Source organism: Streptomyces dryopteridis, assembly GCF_049606955.1.
GTDB lineage: Bacteria > Actinomycetota > Actinomycetes > Streptomycetales > Streptomycetaceae > Streptomyces.
On sequence record NZ_CP187114.1, the window covers coordinates 938533 to 959875 of the forward strand.

The 21343-nt window shown below is 75.5% G+C and carries 17 protein-coding genes; 10 read left to right on the plus strand and 7 right to left on the minus strand.

Features of this window, described 5'->3' with window-relative positions; translation table 11 throughout:
• The first annotated feature begins 280 nt into the window (after window positions 1-280).
• A complete protein-coding gene (locus ACN20G_RS30710) occupies window positions 281-2548 on the plus strand; it encodes a sulfatase-like hydrolase/transferase (RefSeq protein ID WP_424216506.1) in 2268 nt (755 codons plus the stop codon).
• Between the two features lie 44 nt (window positions 2549-2592).
• Here ACN20G_RS30710 and ACN20G_RS30715 read toward each other — a convergent pair whose 3' ends face one another.
• On the minus strand, window positions 2593-3591 hold the full coding sequence (locus ACN20G_RS30715) for a S41 family peptidase (protein WP_424216507.1): 999 nt from the start codon (window positions 3589-3591) through the stop codon (window positions 2593-2595).
• 124 nt (window positions 3592-3715) lie between these two features.
• Between ACN20G_RS30715 and ACN20G_RS30720 the strand changes: the two genes are divergently transcribed.
• Window positions 3716-4303, plus strand: coding sequence for a hypothetical protein (locus ACN20G_RS30720; RefSeq protein WP_424216508.1), 588 nt, complete (start codon window positions 3716-3718; stop codon window positions 4301-4303).
• 57 nt (window positions 4304-4360) lie between these two features.
• Here the strand turns inward: ACN20G_RS30720 and ACN20G_RS30725 are convergent, their stop codons facing one another.
• Window positions 4361-7054, minus strand: coding sequence for a serine hydrolase (locus ACN20G_RS30725; protein ID WP_424216509.1), 2694 nt, complete (start codon window positions 7052-7054; stop codon window positions 4361-4363).
• 150 nt (window positions 7055-7204) lie between these two features.
• Window positions 7205-7783, minus strand: a complete 579-nt coding sequence (locus ACN20G_RS30730) for a hypothetical protein (RefSeq protein WP_424216510.1) — start codon at window positions 7781-7783, stop codon at window positions 7205-7207.
• Window positions 7784-8042: 259 nt separating this feature from the next.
• On the opposite strand from ACN20G_RS30730, the gene ACN20G_RS30735 reads away from it, so the two are divergent.
• On the plus strand, window positions 8043-9137 hold the full coding sequence (locus ACN20G_RS30735; RefSeq protein ID WP_424216511.1) for a phage tail sheath family protein: 1095 nt from the start codon (window positions 8043-8045) through the stop codon (window positions 9135-9137).
• 42 nt (window positions 9138-9179) lie between these two features.
• On the opposite strand, the gene ACN20G_RS30740 is transcribed toward ACN20G_RS30735, so the two are convergent.
• Genes ACN20G_RS30740 through ACN20G_RS30750 form a run of 3 tightly spaced genes read right to left on the minus strand, consistent with a single transcriptional unit; the run spans window position 9180 to window position 12185 of the window.
• Window positions 9180-9887 carry an HAD-IA family hydrolase gene (locus ACN20G_RS30740; protein WP_424216512.1) on the minus strand — a complete coding sequence of 236 codons (708 nt, stop codon included), beginning with the start codon at window positions 9885-9887 and terminating at the stop codon, window positions 9180-9182.
• 40 nt (window positions 9888-9927) lie between these two features.
• Window positions 9928-10974 (minus strand): GDP-mannose 4,6-dehydratase, encoded by a 1047-nt coding sequence (locus tag ACN20G_RS30745; RefSeq protein ID WP_424216513.1) that lies wholly within the window; start codon window positions 10972-10974, stop codon window positions 9928-9930.
• Window positions 10971-12185, minus strand: a complete 1215-nt coding sequence (locus ACN20G_RS30750; RefSeq protein WP_424216514.1) for a UDP-N-acetylglucosamine--N-acetylmuramyl-(pentapeptide) pyrophosphoryl-undecaprenol N-acetylglucosamine transferase — start codon at window positions 12183-12185, stop codon at window positions 10971-10973. The genes ACN20G_RS30745 and ACN20G_RS30750 overlap by 4 nt, the downstream gene beginning before the upstream one ends.
• Before the next feature lie 73 nt (window positions 12186-12258).
• Between ACN20G_RS30750 and ACN20G_RS30755 the strand changes: the two genes are divergently transcribed.
• The 3 genes from ACN20G_RS30755 to ACN20G_RS30765 all read left to right on the plus strand — a co-directional run bounded on the left by ACN20G_RS30755 (window position 12259) and on the right by ACN20G_RS30765 (window position 15118).
• Entirely contained in the window at window positions 12259-12993 is a 735-nt protein-coding gene (locus tag ACN20G_RS30755; protein ID WP_424216515.1) for a response regulator transcription factor, read from the plus strand.
• A 146-nt stretch (window positions 12994-13139) separates the two neighbouring features.
• Window positions 13140-14510, plus strand: a complete 1371-nt coding sequence (locus ACN20G_RS30760) for a sensor histidine kinase (protein ID WP_424216516.1) — start codon at window positions 13140-13142, stop codon at window positions 14508-14510.
• 161 nt (window positions 14511-14671) lie between these two features.
• Window positions 14672-15118, plus strand: a complete 447-nt coding sequence (locus tag ACN20G_RS30765) for a hypothetical protein (RefSeq protein ID WP_424216517.1) — start codon at window positions 14672-14674, stop codon at window positions 15116-15118.
• Window position 15119: 1 nt separating this feature from the next.
• Here ACN20G_RS30765 and ACN20G_RS30770 read toward each other — a convergent pair whose 3' ends face one another.
• The gene (locus ACN20G_RS30770) at window positions 15120-16016 is read right to left on the minus strand and encodes a hypothetical protein (RefSeq protein WP_424216518.1); all 897 of its coding nucleotides are present in this window, start codon (window positions 16014-16016) and stop codon (window positions 15120-15122) included.
• Between the two features lie 413 nt (window positions 16017-16429).
• Between ACN20G_RS30770 and ACN20G_RS30775 the strand changes: the two genes are divergently transcribed.
• The 4 genes from ACN20G_RS30775 to ACN20G_RS30790 all read left to right on the plus strand — a co-directional run bounded on the left by ACN20G_RS30775 (window position 16430) and on the right by ACN20G_RS30790 (window position 21217).
• On the plus strand, window positions 16430-17029 hold the full coding sequence (locus ACN20G_RS30775; protein ID WP_424216519.1) for a hypothetical protein: 600 nt from the start codon (window positions 16430-16432) through the stop codon (window positions 17027-17029).
• A 149-nt stretch (window positions 17030-17178) separates the two neighbouring features.
• Entirely contained in the window at window positions 17179-17859 is a 681-nt protein-coding gene (locus tag ACN20G_RS30780) for an ATP-binding cassette domain-containing protein (RefSeq protein ID WP_424216520.1), read from the plus strand.
• On the plus strand, window positions 17807-18748 hold the full coding sequence (locus ACN20G_RS30785) for a hypothetical protein (RefSeq protein ID WP_424216521.1): 942 nt from the start codon (window positions 17807-17809) through the stop codon (window positions 18746-18748). Before ACN20G_RS30780 ends, ACN20G_RS30785 begins: the two co-directional genes overlap by 53 nt.
• A 66-nt stretch (window positions 18749-18814) precedes the next feature.
• Window positions 18815-21217, plus strand: coding sequence for a proprotein convertase P-domain-containing protein (locus ACN20G_RS30790; RefSeq protein WP_424216522.1), 2403 nt, complete (start codon window positions 18815-18817; stop codon window positions 21215-21217).
• Window positions 21218-21343: the final 126 nt, after the last annotated feature.

Here is a 21343-nt window from a genome sequence, read left to right on the forward strand (position 1 = left end):
CGGACTCCTCGTGATCGGTGCCCGGTGCGCGGTGTCCACGCGGTCGGTCCCCCTCCCGGATCGGTGGCGTCGGCCCTCGCGGGCGCGGGGCGACGCCGACCACTCTCGGACGCGGACCGGGGCCGGGGGAACGCCGGCGGGGGCGCCGTCACACGTTCTTCATGCGCCGTGCATGGTCTGCCGACCGCCCCGCCGCCGATGATCGCCCCTGGTCACGCAGCACGCCCCGCACCACCACCCGCACCACGCCCCCGTCCAGACCCCACGCCCGGGAGTTCCCGTGTCCAGTCGTCGCACCTTCCTCGCCGGTTCGGCCGCCGCGCTCGGGGTGAGCGCCCTGCCCGCCGGCGGTCTCGCCGAGGCCGTCGCCGCCGCGCCCGTCACCTCCCCGGGAGCCGCGCCGGCGGGCACGGGCACGAGCGATCCGGGGCGCCCGCCGAACCTGGTCCTCGTGCTCGCCGACGACCTCGGATACGGCGAACTCGGCGCGTACGGGCAGCGGCTGATCGGCACGCCCCGGCTGGACCGGCTCGCCGCCGAGGGGCTGCGGTTCACCGACGCGTACTCCACGGCCGCCGTCTGCGCCCCGTCCCGCTGCTCCCTCTTCACCGGCCTGCACACCGGTCACGCCCGCGTGCGCGCCAACCCCTCCGGCGCGCAGGGCGCGCTGACGGCCGCCGACACCACGTTCGCGCAGGTGCTGCGCTCACGCGGCTACCGCACCGCCCTGGTCGGAAAATGGGGTTTCGGACCGGAGGCGGCCGAGCAGGACAGCCACCCGACGGCGCGCGGCTTCGAGAGCTTCTACGGGTACATCGACCACGGGCACGCCCACCAGTACTTCCCCGCCTACCTGTGGCGCGACGGCGCGAAGGAGACCATCCCCGCCAACGCGGACGGCGCGAAGGGCGCGTTCGCCCCCGACCTGTTCGCGACCCGTGCGCTGGAGTGGGTGGACGAACGCGCCGCCGACGGCGCCCCCTTCCTCCTCGTGCTCGCCCCCAACCTCCCGCACGCCCCCAGCGACATCCCCGACACCTCGGCCTACGCCGGCCGGAGCTGGTCGGCCGCGAACAAGGGGCACGCGGCGCAGGTGTCCCTCGTGGACTCCCTGGTGGGCCGGCTCGTGGACCGGCTCCGCGAACACGGCCTGGACCGGGACACGGTCCTGCTCGTGACCAGCGACAACGGGCCGCACGAGGAGGGCGGCGTCAACCCCGACCTGTTCGACGCCAACGGGCCCCTGCGCGGCTACAAGCGCAATCTGTACGAGGGCGGGATCCGGGTGCCGCTGCTCGCGTGGGGACCGGGCCGGGTGGTGCCCGGCACCACCGACCGCCCCACCTCGCTGACCGACGTGCTGCCCACCTTCGCCGACCTGGCCGGGGCCCCGCACCCGGCGGACGTGGACGGCCTGTCGGCCGCGCCGCTGCTGGCGGGCCGGCCCGAGGCCGCGGCCCGGCACGGGCACCTGTACTGGTACCGCGACGAACAGGGCGTGACCTCGCGGGCCAACGCGCAGGACGGTGGTCGGGCCACGCGGATCGCGGAGGCGGTGCGCCGGGACTCCCTCAAGGCGGTCCGGTTCGCGCCCGGCCGGGACCGCACCGTGCCCGACTCGCAATGGCAGGTCGAGCTGTACGACCTGGCGGGCGACCCCGGCGAGACCACCGACATCGCCGCCCGGAACCCGTCGAAGGCGGCCGAACTGGTGGCGCTGATGCGGGCCTCCTGGCAGGACGCCCACCCCCGCGCGGCCTACGGCACGACGCTGACCGCGCCCGCCCTCGTCGTCCCCGGCCGGGCCCTCACCGTGACCGCCGAACTCGCCAACGGCTCCGCGAGGACCTGGCAGGACGCGGCGCTCGCCCTGACCCCGCCCGCCGCCGGGTGGACCGTCACCGCCGAGGGGGCCACGGCCGCGGCCGCGCTCGCGCCCGGCGCGCGCCTGACGGCGACCTGGCGGGTGCTGCCGCCGGCCGCGATCCCCGCCGGAACCCGTCCCGTCCTCGTCGCCGAGGGCACCGCCACGACCGCCGCCGGCGCCGCGCTGCGCCACCCCGCCCGCGTCGCGCTCGACGTGGCGCCCGCGCCGCCCACCGCGGACTCCTGGCTCTCGGACCTGCCGTGGATCTCGGCGACCAACGGCTGGGGCCCCGTCGAACGCGACGCCTCCAACGGCAAGAACGCGGCCGGGGACGGCACCCCGATCGCGTTCGGCGGCACCGTGTACGCCAAGGGCCTGGGCACCCACGCGCCCAGTGACATCGCCTGGCACCTCGGCGGGGTCGGGGACCGGTTCACGGCCCTCGTCGGCATCGACGACTTCTCCGCGAAGCAGAGCACGGTGGGCGCCACCCGGGCCCGCGTGTACGGCGACGACCGCCTCCTGCTCACCACCCCGACCCTGACGGCGGCGGGCGGCCCGGCGGCCGTGGACGTGGACGTGCGCGGGGTGCGGGTGCTGCGGCTGGTGGTCGAGGACGCCAACGGCAAGTCCTCCTTCGACCACACCTCGTGGGCCCGCGCCCGGGTCACCGTGCGCTGAGGCAGGGCACCCGGGTCACGGGGCGCACGTCACGGGGTGGGGGTTCACGGGGTGCGGGGGGCGGCGTCCCGTGCGGCGTCCCGTGCGGCGTCGAGGTCGGCCCGGATCGAGTCGAGGGCCGCCGACAGGGCCTCCTCGGGCGCGATCGGCAGATCGGGCAGGACGCCCGTGCCCTCCCAGTTGCCGCCCGTGACGGCGCTGATCGACCGGGCGACGGGGACCGTGACCATCACGTGCGGGGTCAGCGGGTGCCGGACCGTGGGGTGCGCGCCGCCCCGGCTGGGGGCGCCCACCACCAGGGCCCGCTTGTGGCTCTGGAGGGTGTAGGCCACGTCCTCGCCGCCCGAGAAGGTCACCGGACCCGTCAGGACCCGCACCGGGCGGCCGAGGTAGCGGGGACCGGGCAGGTCGGCGGCCGTGTGGTAGGAGACGGTGGTGTCCGTGAGCCGGTGGTGGATGTCGTGCAGGTGGGTGGGTTCGTCGGCGCCGAAGAAGTGCCCGACCCACAGCGCGGCGCCCTCCGGTATCCCGCCGAGGCAGTCGCGCAGGTCGAGGACGAGGCCCTCGGTGTCGGCTACGAGCCGGAAGGCGGCGCCGATCGCGGCGGACCCGGGGGCGTCGGCGTCGGCGATGCGTCCGAGGGCGATCAGGCCGATGTTGCCGGGCAGATGCTCCACGCGGCGCACCCCCTGGTTCTCCGCCCGCAGCAGGGCGCGGAAGGCGGCGGCCCCGTCGTCGGCGCCGTCGGCGGGTTCCACGGGCTGCGGGTCCTCGGACCACAGCAGCCGCAGGTGCGGGTCCGGGCAGGCGCCCTGGAGGTCGGCCGTGACGCGGGCGCACAGCTCGGGCCCGTCGAGCCCGGCGTACGCTCCGGCGGCCAGGGCCGCGCGCAGGGCCGTCTCGACGGCCGGCACCTTCTCGGGGAACACGTAGCCGGCGGCGATCCGTTCGAGGGCGCCGGTCACGATCCACTCGGTGGAACCGAGAGGGGCGGCGTCGGCGGGGTCGGCGGCGTGGGTGGGGGTGGGTTCGGTAGACGTCACAGCCGGTCATGCTAGGGGGGCAACCCGGCCCCGAACAGGGGTTTTTCGCGGTCCGGAAAAGCCGACCCGTGTGGGTGACCGGGTGGCGGGTGTCCGTCGGGCGGCGCGGTTCGTTGGGCCCGGCATGCGAAACGGTGACAAATGGACGGCGGCCGCAGCGGTGTGCGCGGCCCTGGCGGCGGTACTGGTCGGGCCCGGACAGTCGATGGCGGCGGGCCGGGACAAGGTGTGCGGGGCGGAACGCTCCGACTGGACGATGCGGAAGGGGGCGACCGCCTACACGGGCCCGGCCGCCGGCCGGGCGGCCGACGCCTTCGGGCCGCTGCGGGTGACCCTGCGCGGGGACCGCGCGGAGTGGCGCGAGACGGACAGGCGCGCGCAGGACAAGGGCGGCGGCAAGGCCGGCGGCAAGGGCGGGGAGAAGGGGCGCGCCGCCGGCCACGGACCGTTCCGCTTCACGATCGACGCCCCGCAGGGCGGCGCGCAGGGCGGCAAGGGGCAGCAGGGCGGCCCGCGTCGGGCCGGGGCCACGCTCACCGTCGAGGGCGACGGCCTGCGGCTGCAACTCCGTGACCCCGTGTGCGAGAAGCGCGGCGGCCGGGTCACGTCCGCGACGGCCGTCCTCTCCGAGACCGGCGGCTCCGGCCTGCTCGGCGTCCTCCAGGGCCCCCGGACCCGCGAGTACGCGCTCACCCGCCAGACCTCGAAGTGACCACCGGGGGCGGCGCGCCCCACGCGCCGCCCCCGTACCCGGCCCCGCCGTCGTGGGTCAGGACAGGCGGCTCAGACGGGACCAGAGCGAGGGCTCGGGTCGGTGTTCGCCCAAGGCCACCGGGACGCTCCCGGTGCCCTCGCCGTCCCCGATCGTGACCCGGCCGACGACCGTCCCGGCCGCCGCCTCCTCGGGCACCGCACCGCCGTCCGCGAGTCCGTCCAACGAGAAGCGCAGCTTCTGGCCGGGCACCCCGAGCACGTTCAGGTCCTTCGTGGCCACCAACGGCACCCGCCCGCCGAGTCCGTCCGACAGCTCGCCCACCTTGTCGCCCTTGCGGACGACGGGCGTGGAGGCCAACGCGGCGCGCACCGCCTCGATCACCTTGCGGCTGTTCTGCTTCACCAACTTGAGGCTGTCGCCGCCGTTCACGTCGGGCCCGGGCGCGTGCTGGTCCATCATCGTGCCCACGACCAGCGGCGTCTTGTCGCCGACCGTCTTGTAGGTGGCCCACAGCAGGGTGCCGCCGGCGGCGCTGCTGGAGCCCGTCTTGATGCCCTTGATGCTCAGGCCGGCCAGAAGCAGGTCGTCGTTGTTGTTGTTGATGGGCGTGGGCAGCCCCGGGATGGTGGCGTTGGGCATGGCCACCACCGAACGGAACACCTCGTCCCGCATCACGGCCTCGGCCAGTTTCAGCTGGTCGACGGAGGTGCTGACGGTCTTCGCGTCGAGCCCGCTGGGGTCGGTGTACGTCGTGTTCGTCATGCCCAGGTCCTTCGCGGCGGCGTTCATCTTCGCCACGAACGCGGCCTCCGAGTCCGACCCGGTGTCCCAACGGGCCAACAGGCGGGCCACGTTGTTGCCGGAGGGGATCATCAGCATCCGGAGCATGTCGAGCTGGGAGAAGGTCGCACCGACCGTCAGCCCCTCGATGCGGGACTCGTGCTCGGAGGTGCCGTCGGCCACGGCCTTCGCGTCGACGGTGATCTTCGGCCCGTCCTGGCCCTTGCGCAGGGGGTGCTCCTTGAGGATCACGTAGGCGGTCATCACCTTCGCGACGCTGGCGGTCGGCACCACCTTCTGCTCGCCGAACACGGCCACGTCCCCCGAACCCACCACCCGGACCGCGCCCTGACCCGAGGCCGGCCAGGGCAGCGAGGTGGCCCCGGGCACGGTGTGCGAGTCCCGGACCGCCTCGAACGCGGCCGCCGGCAGGGGACGCAGGAGCTGCGCGGCGGCGACTCCCCCAAGCAGCAGCAGGGTGATCGGCGTCCACACCTTGACCCGGCGCACGGCGGTGCGGCGCGGGGTCTCGGGCGGCGGGGCGGTGTTGGTCAGCTCGGCCAACAGGTCGAGCGGCGGCTGCGGCTTCCCGGGAACGGGCGCGGACGCGACGGCGGGCGCGCCGCCCCCGGGCGCCGGTATCGGGGCACGCGGCGCGAGCCGGTCGGCGGACGGGGCCTGAGGTGCCCCGGGACGCGGGCCGGCGGGCCGGGCAGCGGGGGCGGAATGCGCGGACTTCGGGGTCGAGGCACCCTCGTCGTCGGACGCGGTCCGGGGCACCGACGGCAGCGGCAGGAGCGCGGTGTCCTCGTCCCGGCGCGGCAGGTCGGCCTCCTTGAGGACGACGAGCTTGCTGGTGCGCTCCGCGTCGGTCTCGGCGGCCGGACGCGGCGGTACGGCGACGGTGGGCGGCGCGGTCGTCTCGGACCGCGCGTCGGCGCCGGCCTCCGGCGTGAGGTCCTTGAGCACTCTCAACTTGCTGGTGCGCTCGGCGTCCGTCTCGGCCGTCGGACGGGCCTTCGCCGGCACGGAGACCGTCGGCGGGGCGGTCGCCTCCGGCGCGGTCCGGGGGCGGTGGGCGGGCAGGGGACGCGGCTCGGCGTCCGGATCCCGCAGCGGCACGAACCGACTCAGCCGCTCCCCCCGTTCCCCACCGTCACCGGCCGACCCCCGAACCAAGGCGCCGCCGGCGCCGACCGCCGAGCCCACACCCCCGCTCCCACCGATCACACGCCCACCCTCCCGCCCGGACGAACCGGCACCCGAGCCACCGCGCCCGGAACCGGAACGGTCGGACCCCGCACCCGCACGCCCGGCGGCGGCTTCGGCGCCGTCCGCCGAGGCGGTGGCCGCGCCCCCATCCCGCGCACGCCCGTCTTCGGCCTGCCGCCGGGGCGGCGTGGTGTCGACGCCCGTGCGATCAGAGCCCCCGGCAACGGCTTCGCCGCCGGCCGGCGAGACCGCGGCCGCGCTGCCGGCGGACGCACGGTCGGCGGGGGTCGGCCGGCGGGACGGTGTGGTGTCAGAGCTCGTTTCAGCACCGGCCGGCGCACCGTCGGCGGGGGTCGGCCGGCGGGGCGGTGTGGTCCGGGGGTCGGAGCGCTCGGCGGCGGCTTCGGGGGCCGGATCGGTGGGCTCGTCGGTGGGCTCGTCGGTGGTGTCGCGGTGCGGGCGGGCCGGGGTCTTGGCGGCGCGGGACGGGGTGGTGGTGGCGGTGGTGGGGACCCGGGGGTCGGGGCGTCCGCCCGTCGCCGGCGCCGTCTCCCGGCCCTTGCCGGCGCCCGTGCCCGCGGGCGTGCTCGTGGGCTCGCCCGCGTCCGGGGTCTCCGCCGCGACCTCGGCCCGGTCCTCGGCCGTGTCGGCCCCGTCGGCGTCGGTGGCCTGCCCGGTCGTGGCCGGTTCCGGCGTCTCAGGGGCGACCCGCGCGTCCTCGCGCACGCCGTCGCCCGGCTCGTCCCGTCCCCCCACCGAACGCCGCCTGTCCGCCGTCGCCCCCGACGCAGCCGCATCCCTGGTCATCTCGCCGCACCTCGTCCTGTCCTCATCCTGTGCCGTCCCACAGCCAGATGGACGGGAACGTGACAACGTTGCGCCGGCGCCGACACTGTGACAGTCCGGTCACATTCCCCGGCGCCCCACCGCCACCACCGCGCACCCCAGCAGGAACACGGCGGCCACCCCTGGCGGCCACGGCGTCAACTCGTCGGGCAGCACGGGTTCCAGCCGGCCGTGCGGGTCCCACGCCACCGTCAGCCGGTCCCCGACCGCCGGCGCGGGTCGGTCCGTCGTGACCTCGGACGGTCCGCCGCCCGCGCAGTCGAGCCGTATCCGGTGCACCTCCTTCGCGCTCGGCGCGCCCTCGCCGAACGAGTGCTCCACGCTCGTCTCCACCTTCCGCACCGCGCAGTCGGCCCGCCCGTCCCGGCCCGCCGCCTGGTCCGCCAAGGCCACCGTCATCAGCAGTGCGCCGGCCAGGAACAGCGTGCCGAACACGCCCCCGCCGCAGCGCGCGAACACCGCGCACACCAGCAGCGACGCGACCGCGCCCACCCCGAGGGCGAACCCCGCCGCGTCCGTCGTCGCCCACCACCGGGCCCAGGCCCAGGCCCCGCCCGCCGCCCCCAGGGCCACCACGATCCCCAGCGCCCCCGACGTGCCCGACGTGCCCGAATCCGCGCCGGCCCCCCGCCACGCCATCTCCCCGTTCCCTCCCCCTCGACCGGCGAGGCCGCGTCGGCCCCGCTCCCCTTGGCGTGACCGCCCCGCCCTCGAACGAAACCCCAGTCCCGCGCGAGGGCCCCGCTGTCGTGTGCTGCTTTCGTGGGGGCAGAGCCGGGTGGCCGGGTCTGCCGGTCGGGACGTGCCGGGGTGTTCGAGGGCGGATTTCGGCCGGCCCGGCGCCGGTCCCGGCAGCGGTGGCGACCAAGGGCGCCCACGACGTGAGGGAGACGGGATCGTGGCGGGTGGGGCACGGCCGGAGGACGGGACGGCGCTGGGGGAGACGGCGGTGCCGGTGTTCCTGGGATCGTTCGACGGTGCGGTGACCGGGGTTCCGGCCGTCGCGGACCACGCCGAGTTCACGGCGCTGGTCGGGGACGCGCGGGCGGCGTCGCTGTTCGGCCGGGCCGTGCGCGGCTGGTTCACGGCGGGCGGCGGGCGGTGCCGGCTGGTCGACGTGACGGGGCGGACGCCGGTGCGGGTGCTCGCGGAGGTGGCCGAGCATCCGGACGTCACCCTGCTGCTCGCGCCCGCGCTGTGGGAGGAGGGCGCGGAGTCGGCGGGCGTCTGGGCCCGGGCGCTCGCCGAACACGCGGCGGCGCACGGGGCGATGGCGGTCCTGCACGCGGACCGGGAGCACTCCCCGGAGGAGGCGGCGGCGGCCTGGCGGGCCTGGGGCCTGCCGGCGGGCACGCGGTCGCACGTGGCCCTGTACCACCCGTGGCTGCGGGTGCCCGAGGACGCGGACGCGGCCGGGCCGGCGGGTCGGGAGCTGGTGGTGCCGCCGTCGCCGGCGGCGGCCGGGTCCTGGGCGCGGGTGGACCGGGAGCGCGGGGTGTGGCACGGGCCGCTGCTGGTGCCGATCGCGGGTGTCCTCGGGCCGGAGTACGAGGTGACCGACGGGCAGCAGCGCGATCACACGCCGGTGAACTTCGTGCGGACCGTGGTGGGCAGTTCGGTGATGGCCGCCGGCGCGCGCACCTTGGCGCCCGAGTTGGACGAGGACTGGCGCTACATCGCGGTGCGCCGGCTCGTGGACTCCCTGTCGCGGGAGATCGCGTTGACGGTGCGGGCCGTGGCCGTGGCGGTGGGGCCGGACACGCCGGCCGGGCGTCGGGAGGTGCGGTTGTCGATCGAGTCCTGCCTGCGGTCCCTGTGGGAGCGGGGGGCGCTGCGCGGGGAGACGGAGACGGAGGCGTACCGGGTGGAGTTCGGGACGGACGCGGCCGACCGGCCCGTGGCCCGGACCTGGATCGCCCCGATCGCGCCCCGGGACTTCCTCGTCGTGGAGCACTCGCTGGAGCCCGCGTCGGACCCGGCCCCGCGCGCCTGAGCCCGGGACCGAGCGCCGCCGCCACCGTCACCGTCGCCGTCGTCATGGCGCGGCCCGGGGTACGGGCAGGTCGAGGAGGCCGGCGAGCGCGGTCACGGCCCGCGTCTCGTCCGTGACGTGCACGGTGGTGATGCCGAGGGCGGCGGCCGGGGCCAGGTTCTCGCTCCGGTCGTCGGCGAACACGCAGTCCCGGCCCGGGAGTCCGAGCAGGTCCAGGGTGTGCCGGTAGATCGCCGGATCGGGTTTGGCCATGCCCACCTCCTCGGACAGGACCCGCACGTCGAAGAGGTCACGGACCCCGGCGTGCCGGTAGGGGTCGTGCGGGTCGAGGCCGAAGGAGTTGGAGAGCAGGGCCAGGCGCAGTCCGGCCGCGCGCGCCGCCCGGGCCAGGGCGATCATGCGCGGGGCGGCGGGCACCCCGGCCCAGGCCCGGCCCATCAGGTTCTCCGGCTCCACGTGCGGGCCGAGCAGCGGGGCCGTGCGGGCGTTCCACTCCGCCTGCCCGATCCGGCCCGCCTCCAACTCCCGGTACAGCAGACGCCCTCGGGGATGTTCCGTGAGCGCGTGCCGCCAGGCCCCGGCGGGCAGCCCGCTCGCCGTGCACCAGGCCCGCAGCACGGGCCCGGGATCGGCGGTGAGGACCCCGGCGAAGTCGAGTATCAGCGCCCGGGGCCGCGCCGGGGACGGGGACGGGGACGGGGCGGCGAGGACGCGGTCGAGGGAGACCGCGAGGTCGAACTCGTGTGTCATGGGCCGACCGTAGCCCCCGCCACCGACAACGGGCCCCGGGTCAGACCTGGTAGCGGTCCGAGGCGAACAGGTGCGGGTGCGCCTCGACCCATTCCGAGGTGCGGCGCAGGCCCTCCCGCAGGGAGACGCGCGGTGCCCAGCCCGCCCATTCCCGGGCCCGCGAGTTGTCCGACAGCAGGCGCATGACCTCACTGCCACCGGGTCGCAGCCGCGCCGGGTCCTCGACCACGCGCGCGTCCCGGCCCGAGGCCGCGATCAGCTCGGTCGCCAGGTCGCCGACCGAGATCTCGCGCCCGCTGCCGAGGTTGACGACCTCCCCGATCGCCCGGTCGCAGCCGGCGACGGCGAGGAAGCCCTCGGCGGTGTCGGTGACGTACGTGAAGTCACGGGTGGGGGCGAGGGAGCCGAGCCGCACCTCGCGGGAACCGGCGTGCAGTTGGGACAGGATGGTGGGGATGACGGCGCGCGCGGACTGGCGGGGGCCGTAGGTGTTGAAGGGGCGGACCACGGCCACCGGCAGCTCGAACGCGTGGTGGAAGGAGAGCGCCGTCATGTCGGCGCCGATCTTGGACGCCGAGTAGGGGGACTGCGGCTGGAGCGGGTGGTCCTCGGAGATGGGCACGGTGCGGGCCGTGCCGTACACCTCGCTGGTGGAGGTGTGGACCAGTCGCCGCACCCCGTGCCGACGGCATGCCTCGGCGATGTGCTGGGTGCCGACGACGTTGGTCGCGGTGTAGGCGCCGGGCGCGGCGTAGCTGTAGGGGATGCCGATCAGGGCGGCGAGGTGGAAGACGGTGTCGCAGCCGGCGACGGCGTCGCTGATCCGGCCCGCGTCGCGCAGGTCGCCGGCCCACATCTCGACGGGCCCGTCGGGTTCGGCGAGGTAGCGGGCCAGGTGGCCCTTCTCGGCGTAGGGCTTGTAGTGCACGAGGGCGCGGACGCGGGCGCCGCGCGCCACGAGCAGGTCCACGAGGGTGGAGCCGATGAAGCCCTCGGCGCCGGTGACCAGGACGGTGCGGTCGCGCCAGTCGATCGCGGTCGCGTCGGTGGCGGCGCCGGCGGTGGGGATGGTGGTGTCGGTGTTCACGCGTGCTCCAGGGAGGTGGGGTGGGCGGGGTGCGCGGGCCGGGCCCGGCCGGCCAGGCTCAGGACGCGGTCGGCCAGCAGGTCGGCGGCGCGGGCGTGGGGGCCGGGGGCGGCGGCGCCGGCCATCGCGGCGAGTCGGTACGGGTCGGCGAGGAGCGGTTCGAGGAGGGCCGCGAGGCGCTCGCCGGTGGTGTCGGCGTCGGGCAGCAGCAGGCCGGCGCCCGCGTCGGAGAGGACCCGCGCGTTGTGCGTCTGGTGGTCGCCGGGGGCGTGCGGGTAGGGGACGAGGACGGCGGGCACCCCGGTCGCGGCGAGTTCGGCGATCGTGGCGGAGCCGGCCCGGCAGACCACGAGGTCGGCGGCGGCGTACACGAGGTCCATGCGGTCCAGGTAGGGCACCACGCGGGCCACGCGCCGGCCGCCGCAGGTCGACGTGAGGTGCGCGAGGGCGTCGCCGGAGCCGGAGACCCCGGTCTTGACGAGCAGGTGCACGTCCTCGCGGTCCTGCCAGCGGCAGGCGAGTTCGGCGGCGGCCTCGGTGAGGCGGACCGCGCCGAGGCTGCCGCCGTTGAAGACGATCAGCCGGCGGCCGGGGGCCACGCCCAGGGCGGCGCGGGCCTCGTCGCGCAACCGGGTCCGTTCGCCGGCGGGGAGCTCGGCGAGTCCGGCGAGGGCGGCGGAGATCGGCATGCCGGTGGTGACGGCGCCGGCGCCGCCCGCGAGGTGGGCGCGGCTGTGGTCGAAGGCGACGGCGATGTGCGGGGTGAGCCGGGCGGCGAAGCGGTTGGCGCGGCCGGGGACGGCGTTGGACTCGTGGATCAGCGCGGGCAGTCCGGCCATGCGGGCGCCGAGCACGGCGGGGGCGCTGGGGTAGCCGCCCATGCCGACGACCACGTCGGCGCGGCGGTCGCGCAGCACCTCGCGGGCCTGTCGGCCGGCCCGCAGCAGGTCGGCGGGCAGGAGCCAGCGGCGGGCGCCGAGGGCGGGGTCGAAGGGGATCATGTCGACGGTGTGCAGGGGGTACCCGGCGTCGGGCACGAGCCGGGTCTCCAGGCCGCGGGTGGTGCCGACGAAGGCGACCTCGGCGTCCGGCACGGCGCGTCGGAGGGCGTCGGCGAGGGCGAGCCCGGGATAGATGTGGCCGCCGGTGCCGCCCGCACCGATCACGACGGACAGACGGCGTGCGGTGTGTGTGGTGGGTGTGGTGGTCATGGGCCCCACACTCGCGGCGGGTCCTAAGAGCCTTCTAAGAGGTCGGGTTCGTCCGGTTTGGCAGGGTGGGGGCATGAGGACGACGGATCGTGGTGTGGCGGGTGAGGGCGGTGGGGCGACGGTGCGCGGGCGGGTGCTGGTCGTCGACGACGAGCCGGAGGTGCGGGCGGCCCTGGCCGACGCGCTGGCGATCGAGGGGTACGGGGTCCGGTGCGTCGCCGACGGCCTGGCGGCGCTCTCGGAGATCGCCGCGTGGGAGCCGGACGCGGTGGTCCTCGACGTGATGATGCCGGTGCTCGACGGGCTGGCCGTGTGCCGGCGGCTGCGCGGCGTGGGCGATCGCACGCCCGTGTTGGTGTTGACCGCGCTGGACGCGGTGAGCGAGCGGGTGGACGGCCTGGAGGCCGGGGCCGACGACTACCTGGTGAAACCCTTCGCGCTGGACGAGCTGCTGGCCAGGGTCGCGGCCCTGCTGCGGCGGGCCGCGCCCGATCCCTCGGACGCGGGCGGGCCGCTCGTCCTCGGCGACCTGGTCGTGGATCCGGTCACGCGCACGGGTCGGCGCGGTGAGCGGTGGATGGAGTTCAGTCGCACCGAGGCGGCGCTGTTGGAGGTGTTCCTGCGGCACCCGGGGCAGGTCATGACCCGGGAGCTGTTGTTGGAGCTGGTGTGGGGGCGCGATTTCGGGCCGAACTCGAATTCGCCGGCCGTGTACGTGGGCTATCTGCGGCGCAAGCTGGAGGCGGGCGGGGAGTCGCGGCTGCTGCACACCGTGCACGGGGTCGGCTACCGGCTGGACGAGGCGTGACCGGGCCGGGCCCGCGCGGCACGGGCACGCGCCGGAGGCGCACGGGCGGCACAGGCGCGGGCACGGGCGGCACAGGCGCGGGCGCGGGCGGCGCGGGCGCGGGCGGTTCGCGGCGGCGCGGGGGCGTGTGGGGGCGGCGACGGCCGTTGCGGACCCGCCTGGCGCTCGCGGTGACGGCGGCGGTGGCCTTCGTGGCGCTGGGGGTGAGCACGGCGGCGTTCTTCGTGACCCGGGGCGCCCTGATCGACCAGCTCGACCTCAGCCTGACCCAGTCCGCGCGGCTCGCCGCCCAGCGCGATCCGGACGCGGCGCCGGGGGTGTTGGCCGGGGAGTGCCGGTTCCTGGCGGCGCCCGCCTGCGCGGAGGTGGTGCCGGCGGATCCCGCGCGGGACGGCGCCGGGCCCTCGCTGCTGCCGGTGTCGCCGGGGGCGCGGGAGGTCGCGGCGGGCACCCGGCGGCCCTTCGTCACGAACATCACCGTGGCCGGGCACCCGGCGCGGATGCTGACCACCGACTACGCGCCCGGGCGGGCCCTCCAGGTCGCGCTGCGCTCGGACACGGTGCGGGAGGGGACCCGGGACGCGAGCTGGTGGCTGGCGTGGACGGCGCTGGCCGGGGTACTGCTGGCGGGGGCGCTCGGCTCGTGGGTCTCGCGCAGCGGCCTGGCGCCCGTGACCCGGATCGCGGCGACCGCCATGCGGATCGCGGGCACCCGGGACCCGAGCCACCGCATCGAGGAGCCGCCGCCGGGGCGCGAGGACGAGATCACCCGGCTCGCGTCGAGCTTCAACACGATGCTGGCGGAGCTGGAACGGTCGGTCACGGCGCAGCGCCGGCTGGTCGCGGACGCCTCGCACGAGCTGCGCACCCCGTTGACGGCGTTGCGCACGAACGCGGAGCTGCTGGCGCGCGCGGACCGGCTGACCCCGGAACAACGGGACCGCGCGGCGGGGGCCCTGGGGCGGCAGTTGCGGGAGGTGTCGGGGCTCGTGAACGACCTGATCGAGCTGGCCCGGGACGAGGAGCCGCAGGCCCTGGTGGAGCCGGTGCCGCTCGCGCCGCTGGTCCGGCACGGGGTGGAGGCGGCCCGTGAGCACTGGCCGGCCGTTCCCTTCCACCTCTCCCTGCCCCCCGGCGCGCACCCGGGGCCGCTGGTGCCCGGGGTGCCGGCGCGGCTGCACCGGCTGCTGGGCAACCTCTTGGACAACGCCGCCAAGTTCAGCCCGCCCGGCCGGCCCGTGGAGGTGGACCTGCGGGTGGTGGGGCCGGCGGGGGAGGTGGAGCTGACCGTCCGCGACCACGGTCCGGGCATCGCGGCGGAGGACCTGCCGTACGTCTTCGACCGTTTCTACCGGGCCGGCGCGGCGCGGGCCCTGCCCGGCTCGGGGCTGGGCCTGGCCATGGCGCGGCAGATCGCCCGCGCCCACCACGCCGAGCTCACGGCGGAGCGGGCCCCGCACGGCGGCGCCCTTCTGCGGCTGCGGTTCGCCCCCGGCGCGGGCCCCGGCCATCTCTGACCGCCGTCCCGCCCGCTGCCGTGCCGCTTCTCGGGCGAACGGCCGGGGTGCCTCGGGCGAACGGAGGAGACGTCGATCCACCCGGAGGGCGACGCGGCGCGGAGCGCGGGCTCCGAGACTGGAGGCATCCGATCCGCATCCCCGCCCGAAGGCCGGTCCCCGTGAACCGCAGACGCCTCGTCCTCGCCCTGACCGCCGGCGCCGCCGCCGCGGCCCTGGCGGCCGCCGGTCCGGCCCTCGCGCACACCCAGTTCGTGCAGCGGGCCGTGTTCCACACCGGTACCGCGGAGTACGCCGACGGGGTGGCGGCGAAGGCCGCGGACTTCCCGTCGGCGCCCGAGTGGGTGCCGGACGCGGCGACCGGGGTGCGGGTCGAGTCCCGCACCGACGGTCCGGCGAGCCTGGTGCGCTTCGACGTGCCGGCCGGGACCCCGGCGCCCGCGTGCGTGCCGGTGGGGCCCAACGCGCGCGAGCCCGAGGTCCTCGCGTCCGCGCCCTGGTGGCCGGCGGAGATGGCCGGGCGGGCCGATCGGCAGTGCGGGGAGTGGCGCGTGGCCCGCGCGGGGCACACCTACTACGCGTGGCGGACCCGCGAGACCGTCGACTGAGTCAGCCGACGTGGCGGTTGCCGAGGGCCATGCGGTTCCAGGTGTGGCGACGGCCGCGGATCGCGACCGAGTACGCGTACAGCAGCTCGGGGTCGCACATGCCGGGGATGTAGGAGTCCCCGAAGTGGTGGGCGTCGACGCCGATCTCCTTCGCGGTCAGGGCCAGTTGGGGCACGACGTTGGGGTGCGAACCCTCCTGGCTGGTGCCGATCGCGCCCATGACGACGGCGCCCGCGTCCTGTACGGCGGCCACGGCCTCGGCCGCGATCTCCTTCGTCACCCCGGGCATGGTGCCGGGCAGCGGCATGACCACGCCGTCGGCGCCCGCGTCGACGAGGGCGGTGAGGCGGGCGGTGGTGACCCGCTCGGGGTGGCCGGCGTGGTGCATCTTGCCGGACCAGATCGCGGCGTCGTCGCCGAGCCCGCGCCGCAGTTCCTCGGTGACCCGGGCCATGCCGTCGAAGGAGCCGCCGGTGCCGGGGTTGGCGGTGACGCAGAGCAGGGCGGCGCCCATGTCCACGAGGCGTTTGGCGTGCTCGGGCCGGGCGCGACGGATCTCGGGCACGTCGCCGGGTTCCAGGTTGACGCCGACGGGACGGCCCAGCACACGGGCGAGGTCGGTGAAAGAGGTGAAGGTGCCGAGTTCGGGCAGGACGAGCCGCTCGCCGTCCCAGGCCCGCTCGATGAGGTTGAGGATCACGATGTCGGCGCCGAACGCGGCGACGAGTTCGGCGTTGTGGACGCCGCTGCCGGGGGTGGGCGACATGGCGGCCCGTTCGGCGAACACCTCGGCGACCATCGTGCGGCCCTCGGCCGCCGCCACCGAGCGGGTCAGGGCGCGTCCACGCAGGTCACGGAGGTGTTCACGGTCGAGGTCGAGGATGCGCTGTGCGGTCATGCGTCGAGGCTACGAGCGCGGAACGGACCGCAGGGGTGACCGTTGGTACCGGAACGACCGGGCCCTGGGGCCCGGGCCCGGGTGCCGCAGGTCCCGGTGCGGTGCGCTCGGGGAACCCTCGCGTCCCCCTCGAATTCGAAACGAGAAACAGGATCGCCGAATTTCCTTTTCGGCGGAATCGGAACCTCCTTTTCCGAATTCCCCCGGGAGTTCCGCCGCGACCGGAAACGTCAGGTTCTTGCAATTAACGTCAAGGACTGTTCAAGAACATGTCCCACGCATATTCTCCTTTTCACCGACAGGACTTCGGGGGGAGAAACGAACCCTTCCTTCGAATACCTCCGGGGAGCGGCCCCCTTTCACGTCGCCCAGGACGGGCGGCGGGCGGATCGCGATTCACGAACGGAGACAAGGTGCGCAAGCACGTCAAGACCATGGCCATCGCCTGCGGCGTGGTGCTGGCCGTCATGGCACCCGCGGCGGTCGCCTCGGCGACCGAGGAACCCATCGCCGTCAGCGAGGACGGGGTGCCCGTCGACCCGGCGGACCTCTCCCCCGACCAGCTGTCCGCGCTGACCGACGCGCCCACCTCGGAGGAGGCCGACCTCACGCAGGCGCAGGCCGCCGAGGTCGGGATCGACGTGGAGGAGGTCAACCCGCCGGACGGCACGGACGACGTGTCCACGCCGTCCTACGCGACCAAGTACCGGTCGGCCACGGCCAAGCGCGGCAGCGTCCTGATGTGGACGCACGACACCGTGTACTTCGGTTTCAACGGCAGCCGGGTCACCTCGTCCTCCGGCTGGCAGAAGAAGGGCTACATCTTCCCGAACATCGCCAAGAACGGCAGCATCAAGCGCTACTACGCCTCCACCTCCACCCACAAATGGCGGGCCTCGAACACCATCGGCGCGGGCGTGAACACACCGTGGGGCGCGGCGACCATCTACGAGAAGGACTACACCCACTACTTCAGCGGCTCCAAGAACGGCGCCTGGAAGTGGAGCGGCTGAGGTCCTGATCGCCTGATTCCGCGCGGCGGGCCCCGGGACGTCCCTCCTCGAACGCCCCGGCCCGCCGCGCGGCGGCCCCCGTGCGGCGGCCCCCGTGCGGCGCCCCCGTGAAATGCCCTCGCCGAAACGGCCCCGATGAAACGGCTTCGATGATCACCATCAGATCGCTCACCAAATCCCATGGCGGGCACACGGTCCTGGAGAATGTGTCCGCCGATTTCCTTCCGGGTCGGGTCGCCTATCTCCTGGGCCCCAACGGGATCGGGAAAACCACGTTGTTCACGTGCCTGGCCGGCCTGACACCGTATTCCGGCACCGTGGAATTCGACGGCCGCCCGCTGGCGCGCGTGCGCGACGAGGTCTTCCCGGTGTTCGACGACTGCGCCCTGTACCCGCACCTGTCCGGTCTGAAGAACCTGGGCCTGATGCTGGGCCGCCGGGTCTCGTGGGCGGAGGTCCGCGAGGTCGCGGGCGGCGCGCTCGACCGGGCGGTGCTCGTCAAGCCCGCGCGCGCCCTCTCCTACGGGCAGCGCAAGAAGGTGTACATCGCGGCGCTGCTCCTGGCCCGCCCCTCCTACGTGTTCCTCGACGAACTGGCCAACGGCCTCGACTACGACAGCCTCGCCTGGCTGCGGGAGGCGATCGGGCGGCTGGCCGGGAGCGGTGCCACGGTGGTCGCCGCCGGGCACCAGTTCGACTTCTACGACCGAGTGGCGGACGACGTGTTCGCCGTTTCCGAGAACGGGTTGCGACGCCTTGACCACGACCATGCCGAGGGTGACCGACTCGAAGACGCCTACCTCGCCACTCGTGCGGAGCCTGCGCACTGACCTCCGCTACCAGTGGGCCTCCCTGCACCTCCTCCACTCGCTCGCCGCGCTCACCGCCGTCGCCGCCGTCTTCGCCGTCGGTGCCTGGCTCAGCGCCCGCAGCGCCGTCACCGCCCTGGCCGAGGAGTTCGCCTACCTGCGGCGGGAGGGCGGCTACACCTTCGACCGCGCGATCGGCGGCGGCGACCCGGCCGACGCCCCGCTGCGCGCGACCTGGGAGTTCGCCTCGGCGACCGTCGCGAACCTGCACCCGGTCCAGGGCGCGGTGAGCCTGCTCCAGGTGCTGACCTTCGTCGTGGGGCCGCTGGTCTTCTTCACCTACGGGGTGATCGCGGCCACCCGGGACCGGCGGCACGGGACGCTGCGGTTGCGCACGGTGCGCGAGGGCCCCCGCCGCCTGTTCGCCTCCATGGCGGGCGCCCTGGCCGTGACGGTCACGGCCGTCGGCGTCGCCGCGTGCGCCGTCACCCTGGTGATCAGCACCGCGCTCTCCCTGGCCGCCGACGGCGGCATCGACACCTCGGCGCTCGCCGTGCCCGAGGACCTGTCCGTGACGGCGCCGCTGCCCGTACTGGCGGCGCTGATCGGCTCGGGCCTGTTCTTCGCCCTGCTGGGGATGTCGGTGGCGCTGGTCGTGGGCCGGCCGCTGATCGTGATCCCGGCCTTCCTCGCAGCGTTCTTCCTCGTCCCCGTCCTGGGCCCCTTCGACCCGCGCAACCTGCTGATGGTCCTCGCGCACCCGCACATGGAATTCGTCGGCGGATTCGCGCCCTCGCCGCCGCTCGCGGTCTCCCCGCCGCTGGCCGCGGCGCTGTTGGCGCTCGGCACGGCGGCGGCCGCCGCCCTCGCCCACACCGTGCACTCCCGCCGGTCCGCGCACACCGGCTGAGTCAACTCCCCTTCTTCCCTTCGCCGTTCCTCGGGCCCCGTGTGCCCGCTCCCCCTTCGAGGTGACATGAAAAGACCGATATGGACGGTCCTGGTCGCGACCGCGGCCACCCTGACGCTGGGCATGTCGCCGGCCCGGGCCACGACCTCCGCGCCCGCCCTCCCCGCCACGAACCCCGTCCAGGCCCCCGCCGCCGCCCCTCAGGGCGGTCCCGTCGACCCGCCGTTGTTCGACCGGACCGCGGGCGGTGACACCGTCCGCGTCAACGTGGTGACGCAGAACCGGGGCGGCCTGGCCGCCGCGGCCACGGCCGGCACCACGGTGCAGGAGTTCTCCAAGCTGCCGGTCGTCACTCTCAAGGTGGACAAGGGCGGTCTGGCCAAGCTCTCCACGCAGGCCGGTGTGGTCAGCGTGACGGAGGACGTGCCGGTCGCGCCCTCCCTCGACGTGAGCGTCCCGCAGATCGGCGGCAACCAGCCCATCAAGGCCGGGGTGACCGGCAAGGGCAGCGCGATCGCCGTCCTGGACACCGGAGTCGCCACCGCGCACCCCTTCTTCAAGGGCCGGATCATCGCCGAGGCGTGCTTCTCGCCGGTGGACGCCGCCTACGGCGCCTCCAGCCTCTGCCCGGACGGCTCCCCCCGCCAGGAAGGCCCCGGGACCGCGGATTCCGAGCGCGGGCCCTGCGTCGGGATCGCCGAGTGCGACCACGGCACGCACGTGGCGGGCATCGCCGCGGGCAACGGCGCCGGGATCGCCGGCGCCCCGGCCTCGGGCGTCGCCCCGGGCGCGGACCTGATCGCCGTGCAGATCTTCAGCAGGTTCGACTCGGTCAAGTGGTGCGGGGCGGAGAACACCCCGTGCGTGCGCAGCTTCACCAGCGCGCAGATCGCCGCCCTGGAACGGCTGGCCGAGATGCGCCGGGCCGGCACCCCGGTGATCGCCGCCAACCTCAGCCTCGGCGGCGGCGCGCACGAGGTCGCCTGCGACACCGACGCGCGCAAGCCCGCCATCGACTCCCTCCTCGCGGCCGGGGCCGTCACCGTGGTGGCGGCCGGCAACAACCGGTACCCGAGCATGGTGAACTCCCCCGCCTGCGTCTCGACCGCCGTCGCGGTGGGCTCCGTGACCGTGGAGGACGAGGTGTCCGCGTACTCCAACCACGGCCCGCTCCTCGACGTGTTCGCGCCCGGTGACGACATCGTCTCCTCCGTGCGCGGCGGCGGGTTCCAGGCCAAGAGCGGCACCTCCATGGCCACCCCGCACGTGGCCGGGGCCTTCGCCGTACTGCGCCAGGCCCACCCCGACAAGGACATCGCCGCGCTCCAGGCCCTGCTGAAGACCACCGGGCGCGTCGTCACCGAGGCGGGCGTGAGCGTCCCGCGGATCGACGTGGCCCGCGCCGTGAAGGGCACGCAGCCCACCCCGCCGCCGGCCCCGGAGCCCAAGCCGCTGTCGAGCACCGTCGTCAACCCGACCGCGTTCCCGATCCCCAACCCCGGGACGGTCCGCTCGCCGATCGTCGTCACCGACTTCCCCGGCAACGCGCCCAAGACCGTCCAGGTGCGGGTCGACCTCGCGCACGAATGGCGCGGCGAGGTCCGCGTCGACCTGCGGGGACCCGACGGCAGGATGTACCCGCTCAAGGGCAACGGGCCGGACAACGCGCCGCTGCCGCCCGTGTACACGGTCGACGTGACCGGGTCCCCGGCCGTCGGGACGTGGACGCTGGTGGTCGAGGACCGGTACGCGAACGCCGTGGGCACGCTGCGGAGCTGGTCCCTGACCCTGCCCACGCCCTTCCGGAACCCGGCTTCCGCGCCGATCCCGGACGGCGGCAGCCTGCTGTCGGAGATCCCCGTGAGCGGTGTGCCGGGCAAGGCGGCCGGGGCCCTGCGGGTCGCGGTGGACCTGACGCACGAGTGGAGCGGCGACCTGCGGCTCGACCTGCTCGCCCCCGACGGCTCCGCCCTGCCGCTGCGGTCGGCGTCCGCGACGGACGACCCGCTCCCCGAGTTCTTCACCGTCAACGCCTCGGCCCTCACGGCGAACGGGACGTGGAAGCTGCGCGTGCAGGACGGATCGGAGGGCGCCGTCGGCACCCTGAAGGGCTGGACCCTGACCTTCCCCTCCTACGAGACTCAGGTCGACCGGGCGATCCCGGACGGCGGCAACCTCACCTCGCCGGTCACGGTCGAGGGGATTCCGGGGAAGGCGCCGAACGCGCTGCGGGTGTACGTGGACCTCACCCACCAGTACCTCGGCGACGTGGAGATCTACCTGGTCGACCCGACCGGCGTGATCCGCTCGGTGAAACCGGACTCGGCCACGGAGGGCGGGGGCACACTCCGCCGCGTGTACACCGTCGACGCCGGCGCGGCCCCCGCGTCGGGCACGTGGAAGCTGGGCGTCAACGACGATTCGGCGGGATCCACCGGCACCCTCGCCGGATGGAGCCTGACCTTCTGAGCACGGCCGCGCCCCGCCGGTGAGCACCGGGGCGGCGCGGAGCGCGGGGCCCCGGACCGGTTCACCGGCCGGGGCCCCGCCGCGTCCGCCCGGCCCCGGTTCGACACCGCCCGCACGGCCCGGCAT